Source organism: Mesorhizobium sp. M7A.F.Ca.CA.001.10.2.1 (genome assembly GCF_003998575.1).
Taxonomy (GTDB): Bacteria; Pseudomonadota; Alphaproteobacteria; order Rhizobiales; family Rhizobiaceae; genus Mesorhizobium.
This window is the reverse complement of the sequence record NZ_RZQY01000333.1, coordinates 1-6,455: the sequence shown is the minus strand read 5'-3', so window position 1 is coordinate 6,455 and position 6,455 is coordinate 1. Positions and strand designations below refer to the sequence as shown.

At 61.5% G+C, this 6,455-nt stretch carries 5 protein-coding genes, 1 tRNA gene and 1 pseudogene; 4 read left to right on the top strand and 3 right to left on the bottom strand.

Features of this window, described 5'->3' with window-relative positions:
* Positions 1-207 precede the first annotated feature (207 nt).
* Positions 208-540 carry a hypothetical protein gene (locus tag EN964_RS20650; RefSeq protein WP_127276687.1) on the top strand — a complete coding sequence of 111 codons (333 nt, stop codon included), beginning with the start codon at positions 208-210 and terminating at the stop codon, positions 538-540.
* Positions 541-701: 161 nt separating this feature from the next.
* Entirely contained in the window at positions 702-1,919 is a 1,218-nt protein-coding gene (locus tag EN964_RS20645; RefSeq protein WP_164775906.1) for a hypothetical protein, read from the top strand.
* 385 nt (positions 1,920-2,304) lie between these two features.
* Here EN964_RS20645 and EN964_RS20640 read toward each other — a convergent pair.
* A tRNA-Gln gene (locus EN964_RS20640) sits at positions 2,305-2,378 on the bottom strand.
* Positions 2,379-2,555: 177 nt separating this feature from the next.
* Positions 2,556-3,488 carry a lysylphosphatidylglycerol synthase domain-containing protein gene (locus EN964_RS20635; RefSeq protein WP_127269916.1) on the bottom strand — a complete coding sequence of 311 codons (933 nt, stop codon included), beginning with the start codon at positions 3,486-3,488 and terminating at the stop codon, positions 2,556-2,558.
* 376 nt (positions 3,489-3,864) lie between these two features.
* Between EN964_RS20635 and EN964_RS20630 the strand changes: the two genes are divergently transcribed.
* Together EN964_RS20630 and EN964_RS20625 are read left to right on the top strand one after the other, a co-directional pair.
* Positions 3,865-5,223 (top strand): Ppx/GppA phosphatase family protein, encoded by a 1,359-nt coding sequence (locus tag EN964_RS20630; RefSeq protein WP_127276683.1) that lies wholly within the window; start codon positions 3,865-3,867, stop codon positions 5,221-5,223.
* 22 nt (positions 5,224-5,245) lie between these two features.
* Positions 5,246-6,043 (top strand): RlmE family RNA methyltransferase, encoded by a 798-nt coding sequence (locus EN964_RS20625; RefSeq protein ID WP_127272688.1) that lies wholly within the window; start codon positions 5,246-5,248, stop codon positions 6,041-6,043.
* A 69-nt stretch (positions 6,044-6,112) separates the two neighbouring features.
* Here the strand turns inward: EN964_RS20625 and EN964_RS20620 are convergent.
* Positions 6,113-6,455 (bottom strand): annotated as a pseudogene (locus EN964_RS20620) (multidrug efflux MFS transporter); the annotation flags it as partial.

Sequence of the window (6,455 nt, the reverse complement as noted above, 5' to 3'; positions counted from 1 at the left end):
CCTTTTTATGCATTTCTGCTAATTTAATTAAAGGACCATGTTCCGCACCCAGGCGCCAGATCGATAATAGCGTCTATCGGCGGAGTACCGAATTGGCCCGCTGAGCCGTCGTTATCGGATCGGCGTGACGATGCACGATCTTCCAGAGACCATCTTCTGGGCGAAAGACGCTCGTCACGCGTAACGCCGTCGTCCGGCCCTGGCATCTTGGCGCAGGACAGCTACATTTGTCCGCTACTTGCGGAGGGGGGTATTATGTCAGTGCAGCGGGTGCGTGAAGCCATCGGTCAGTTTCTAGCGTCAAATAAGGAGCAGGTTCTGTGTATCCGCGGTGATTGGGGCACGGGCAAGACATATACCTGGGACGATGTTCTCTCGAAGGCGGTCCTCAGTAAAAAACTCAAGCTGAAACGTTACGCAAAAGTCTCATTGTTCGGCCTGAACTCGATTCAAGACATCAAGCGCGACATTTTTCAGTCCACGGTGGCGATTGAGAAAATCGGAAAGCCGTTCGATTTTAACGACACACCGACTACATAAACGAGGCGAAATCCTCCAACGTCGTATGGAAGGTTTTCGCATCTCTTACCGGTAGTGCCAGTGAAGCAGCCGTTGAAGCAGCAGCACTCAGCATCCGCAATCAGATCGTCCTGGTCGATGATCTGGAACGCAAGGGCGATGGGCTCAGAAGCGTCGATGTGTTGGGCTACATCTCCCAGCTCAGAGACGATCGGAAGTGCAAGGTTGTGCTGATCCTCAATGACGAGCAACTAGAGGACAAGGGTGAATTCGAGTCCTACTTAGAGAAGGTGGTGGACTTGTACTTGCGGTTCGACCCTTCTTGCGCCGAGATTGCCGACATCGCTATTCCGGGGGACGGTGACAACATCGCCGCCATGGTCCGTCAGCATGCTATCCTGCTGGGCATCAAGAACGTCCGAGTGATCTGGAAAATTCTAGCTCTGGCTAAGCAGGTCGCGCCTATGCTCGCCGGATATTCCTTTAGCGTGACAATGGATGCTGTTCGGACAATCACCCTACTCGCCTGGAGTTACCTTCAGCCAAAGGGCGCACCACCGCTCGACTACCTGAAGCGAGTCAACGCTTATAACCCGATCAAGGAGGACGCCGACCTCGACCTGAAATGGCGCGACCTGCTTGTCCAATACCGGTACACAGGCACCAGCGCGTTCGACCTGACCCTCCTTGAGGCTGTCCAGAATGGATACTTCGATCAATCGCGGCTGAACGCGCACGCGAAGGAGCTGAATGAGGCTGATATGTACCGCAAGGCAAAAGAAGCCATGCGGGAGCTTTGGGATGACCTACATCTGTCCTTCACGAAGCCGATCAAGCCCATACTCGACAGGTTCGTCGAGGTTTTTGCAAGCGAGCTTAAGTACTTGGACCTCGGCGACTTAGTGAGCGTCGAGCGCACGTTCCGTGAGTTGGGAGATCCGCGCGCAGAAGAGCTGGTCACACTATACATCCGGGAAAAGAAGGATGAGCCCGCCGCCTTCGATACCGATAGATTGTACGAGTTCGGCCGGGAGTTGTCCCCTGAACTGCTCAAGCGGATCAAGGAAGCTGAAAACGCCACGAAACCGAAGCGCACAACCGACGAGACTGTGATGGCGCTCGCCAAGAATATCACCGATCCGGAACTGCTGGCTGAAGCGGCTACGATTGATGTGGAAAGTTATGTCCAGATTCTCAAGGGGCATGAGGGTGAGGAACTGAGGGACATGCTCGCCGGCCTACGCCGTTACATGAACCTGATCGACGCCACGCCCGAGATGATCGAAATACTGACGCGATTCGCCAAGGCGGTCAAAGAAATTGGCAGGGAAAGCGCTATCAACCAGTACCGCACTCGAAATCTCGGCTTCATCCAATGGCTCGAAAAAAAAGAAGCTTAGGCGTAGGATTGCGTCTTGGTCCGGCGACCACCTCCCGGTGCAAGCGCTCAACGCGCGCCGCCCTCCCGGCCATGTGGTCGCGATTTGTTGCCATGGATGCAGCGCCGAATCGTCGTTCTGCGAAACCCCGGCTCTGCTAGCGATATCGGCGCGACTCAAGCCGCCGCCTAAAGCCCGGCTATCATCGCGGCGAAAGCATCGGATGGCGGCATGGCCGAAAATGGTGTGGCCAGCGCGAAAGGAAAAGCCTGCGGCAAGATGGCCAAGCGGCTGGAAAATAAGCGGCAGCTAAAATTCGCTTATTTTTCGCTTATTTTGTCACAGCGGCATGCACCACCAAGTTTCGGTTGGCGGCAAGAATTCAGTGTTTTCAGTGGGTTTATCTTGGCTGGGGAACCTGGATTCGAACCAGGACTAACGGAGTCAGAGTCCGTGGGTCTACCGTTAACCTATTCCCCAGCAGGCGCGGTCATGAACCGTGCGGGCCGAGCGGGCAAGCCGCTGTGAGCGCTGCCTTGTAGCCGCCAGCGGAAAATAGTCAAGCCTGCTCTGTGGTTCAATGGCACGTTTCGTCAGGTGATTTCAGGCGCCGCACTTCAGATGCCGGCGCGCGGCCTCCAGATCCAATCCCGCTCCTCAAGGCTCCGTCCGGCTGAACTGCGAGCGTTCGAAGAACAGCACCACACCCAGGCCAAGAATCAGCGGGATGATCAGGTAGAACAGCCGGAACACCAGCAGCGCCGCCAGCACGCCGACCGGATCCATGTCCGACAGGCCGGCGAGAAACACCACCTCGAACACGCCGAGCCCGCCCGGCGCGTGCGAGATCTGCGCGATCGAGAAGGAGACGAGGAAGACGCCCAGTATGACGAAGTAGCCGGGATTGTGGGCTGCGGGCAGGGCAAAGAAGATGATCGCGGCGGCGGCCAGCAACTCGATCGGGCCGATCAGCAACTGCCGCGCGACGATCGGCAGCGCCGGATAATGCAGCTGAAAGCTGGCGATCTTCAGCGGGCGCAGATGCAGCCAGCTGCCGAAGACATAGGCGGCGACGAGCAGCAGCATCGCGATGCCGGCCGCTTCCGACAGGCCATGATGGGCGATGCCGGAAAACCGGTCGAGTATCTCAGGCTCGAACACCAGAACCAGGCCCGAGGCCAAAATCGTCGACAGCACGAAGGTGATCCAGCAGACCGCCACCAGCACGCCGACATCCTGTCCGGTCAGGCCTCTGGTACCATAGGCGCGGTAGCGGATGACGGCGCCGGAAAACACCGAGCCGCCAATGTTGTGCGACAGCGCATAGGTGGTGAAGGAGCACAGCGTGACGAACAGCCACGACACGCGCTTGCCGATATGCAGGAGCGCGATGTGGTCGTAGCCGGCAAGCGAGGCATAGGCGATGATCGAACTCAGCGCGGCAAGGATCCAGCCCCGGGTCGGAATGGCGGTGATACCGTCCCAGACGTCGTCGAGCGAAACGCCGCGCAATTCGTGCCAGAGCAGCAGCAGCGAGAAGATCACGGCGGCGATGCCCACAACCGGCCAGAAATAGCGTCTCCAGTTCATTGCCTGACTGCCATGCGTTGCGGGTCCGCTTCCTTTTCGTGGCTGGTGGGAGGCCGGCTTTGCCGGATTCTTCCGCTCATTTCAGAAATGCCTCATCGAAGCCGGCTATTCAACCGCGAACCCTTGTCGCAGCGTCGGCCGGCTAGATTTGCCGCAGTGAGCGGCCGAAAGAGGTGCCGGCAGGCGTAGCGCCGGCAACTGCGGCGTGCGGGTTCATTACGCGGCCGCCCCGGAACGGCGGTTTGCGGCCTGCCGGCAAAATTCGGCACGCGGCTCTTGGTGATCGGGCGCGGCGCTGTTAGTCTGGCGGCAACTTAAAACACTGAAGCGCCTGCTGCGTCCATCATAGGTTCGCGCGGCGCCGGAAGGAACGACAGTGGAAGACCACGACACCGGCGCCGGCGCGCCGGAGGTGGGCGTGTCCAGCGCTTCCCGGCGGTCGGCTGGCCCGGGGAATGCAAGCTGGCAGCAACGCCGCCCGACGGAGCTCCGCTCCGCGGACGGGCAGGCGGGCGACGCACCCCACAAAGGCAAGCCCAAGAAGCGGCGCAAGCGAAGGCGCGGGCGCAAGGTTTTTGCGCGCGACGAGACACGTCCCACGGAGAATCGATCGCCGGCGCCGGGCGAGACCGGTGTCCCGGCGGCGGAGGCCCACAGACCGTCGGAATCGGTGGCCTCGCCCGTCGCTGTGGTGCCACGGCCGGAACAGAGCGCCCGTCGGCCGCCGGTCCAGGAGCTTCCGGTGTTTGCGGCGCTTGACCTTGGCACCAACAATTGCCGGCTGCTGGTGGCCGTGCCGACGCGGCATGGCCAGTTCCGCGTCATCGACGCTTTTTCGCGCATCGTCCGGCTGGGCGAGGGGCTCACCGCCAATGGCCGGCTCGGCCAGCCGGCGATGGACCGCGCGGTCGAGGCGCTGAAAATCTGCGGCGACAAATTGCGCAACCGCAAGATCAGAAAAGCCCGGCTGATCGCCACCGAGGCCTGCCGCACGGCCGAAAACGGCGTCGAGTTCATCGACCGCGTGGAACGCGAGGCGGGCCTGAAGCTTGAGATCATCGACCGCCAGACCGAAGCGCGGCTGGCGGTGTCCGGCTGCGGCTCGCTGGTCGAGCGCGACACCCAAGGCGTCGTCCTGTTCGATATTGGCGGTGGTTCGTCGGAAATCGCGCTCATCGATCTCGCTGGCCGCCGTTCGCCAAGGCTGGCCAATCATATCGTGTCGTGGACGTCGCTGCCGGTCGGCGTCGTCTCGCTGGCCGAGCGCTTTGGCGGCCGCACGGTGACGCGCGAGATCTTCGCCGCCATGGTCGACGACGTTGCCGGCCGGCTGGCCAGCTTCGACGGTCGCGATCGGCTGAGCCATCTCAAGGCCAGTCCGAATTTCCATCTGCTGGGCACGTCCGGAACCGTGACGACGCTGGCCGGTGTCCACCTTGAGCTCGAGCGCTACGATCGCCGCCGTGTCGATGGGCTGTGGATGGACCGCGACAGCGTCGATCGCATGGTCGAAAGACTGGTTGGCTGGGATTTCCAGCAGCGCTGCGCCAACCCTTGCATCGGTGCCGATCGCGCCGATCTGGTGCTGGCCGGCTGTGCTATCCTCGAGACGATCCGCGCCGTGTGGCCGTCCGAGCGGCTGCGAGTCGCCGATCGTGGCCTGCGCGAAGGTATTTTGAGCGAACTGATGGCCGATGATGGCGTCTGGCGCAACGATGGGCGTGGCAGAGCGTGAGCCCGAACCGAAGAAATAAGCAATGACCAAGAAACCGGAAAAACCAGGATCAGCCAGCATTCGTGTGCTGAAGACGCGGATCAAGAAGAAGAGCGGGCTGAAGGAATCGTCGCGCCGCTGGCTGCAGCGCCACATCAACGATCCCTATGTCCAGCGCTCCAAGGCTGACGGCTATCGCTCGCGCGCGGCCTACAAGCTGATCGAGATCGACGACAAGCATCATCTCCTGAAACCCGGCATGAAGGTGATCGATCTCGGCGCCGCCCCCGGCGGCTGGTGCCAGGTCGCCGCCGCGCGGACGAAATCGACGGCCGACAAGCCGCATGTCATCGGCATCGACTATCTGGAAATGGACGCCGTGCCAGGCGCCCCGGTGCTGCTGATGGATTTCCTCGATCCGCTGGCGCCGCAGAAGCTGGCCGAGGCGCTGGGTGGGGATCCGGACATCGTGTTGTCCGACATGGCGGCACCGACCACCGGCCACAAGCGGACCGACCATATCCGCACCATGCATCTGTGCGAGGTGGCGGCCGATTTTGCGCTGTCGGTGCTGAAGCCGGGTGGGCATTTCCTCGCCAAGACCTTCCAGGGCGGCGCCGAAAACGAGCTGCTCTCGATGCTCAAGAAGAACTTCCGCTCCGTCCATCACGTCAAGCCGCCGGCGTCGCGGGATGAATCGGTCGAGCTCTATTTGCTGGCCAAGGACTTCAAGGGGCGAGAGGCCGGTCCGCCGTCAGGCGGATCGGAACGTCCAGTGGACGTTCCGAAGGCCTCGAGCGCCCGGAGCCATAGCGAAGGGCCGGGGGACGCCGACGACTGACAGGGCACCGCCGGTCCGCCGTCGGGCGAATCGGGCCGTCCAGAAGGCGAGGCCGAAGCGTAGCTGCCATCAGTTGCCGGGTGGGCTCACCGTTTCCAGCGTCTTGGGTGTTGTCAGCCGGCCGTGACCGGAGATGGCGTTGCCGGCATCGGGTGCCAGCCGGACGAAGGATAGCGATGCCGCCGCCGAGACCGCTGCAACGATGAAGAAGGCAATGTGGAAGTCGTCCAGCGACAGCGGGCCGCCATGGATTGACGTCGATACTTCCAGGATTCCGCCGGCCAGCGCCACGCCGAGCGCGACCGACAACTGCTGGAACACCGCTGTAATCGGCGTCGCCTTGCTGGTGTCTTCAGCCGAAACCTCGGCATAGGCGAGCGCATTGACGCCAGTGAAGAACAACGATCGGAGG

Coding starts and splice junctions, on each gene's coding strand:
- EN964_RS20635 (WP_127269916.1), bottom strand. CDS start 3,488: ATGAACTGGAGACGCTATTTCTGGCCGGTTGTGGGCATCGCCGCCGTG.
- EN964_RS20625 (WP_127272688.1), top strand. CDS start 5,246: ATGACCAAGAAACCGGAAAAACCAGGATCAGCCAGCATTCGTGTGCTG.